Raw genomic sequence first — 339 nt, forward strand, 5'->3', positions numbered from 1 at the left:
TTATCAGAGATGGGATAGGGAGATAAGCAAATGCAGGAGAACATGAAAGAATACCTGACAGAAAAGGAAGCCAGGGAAAAGAGACTGGAAGTATATACAGAGAAGATCCAGGAAAAGGTGTTGAGCAGATCTTCGGAAACAATCCGGCAGTTAGTGGAGGAGAGACACCGCCAGAAAATGACGCAGCAGGAAATAGCGGATATTACAGGGATAAAGCCGTCGAATATGGCCCGGTTCGAGAGCGGAGGCAGGGTACCGACACTGGTTGTATTGGAGAAATATGCGAATGCACTTGGAAAACATATTGAAATAAAAATCTGTGATGACTGACAGATTTTT

At 44.2% G+C, this 339-nt stretch carries 1 protein-coding gene; it reads left to right on the forward strand.

Translation table 11 applies throughout. From position 1 onward, the window contains the following. Positions 1-30 precede the first annotated feature (30 nt). Entirely contained in the window at positions 31-330 is a 300-nt protein-coding gene (locus tag G4417_RS16675; RefSeq protein ID WP_055060664.1) for a helix-turn-helix domain-containing protein, read from the forward strand. Positions 331-339: the final 9 nt, after the last annotated feature.

It is taken from the genome of Blautia wexlerae, from assembly GCF_013300825.1.
Classification (GTDB): Bacteria; Bacillota; Clostridia; order Lachnospirales; family Lachnospiraceae; genus Blautia_A; species Blautia_A wexlerae_B.

Excerpts from the sequence above, each read along its gene's own strand:
- G4417_RS16675 (WP_055060664.1), top strand. The coding sequence starts at position 31 with ATGCAGGAGAACATGAAAGAATACCTGACAGAAAAGGAAGCCAGGGAA.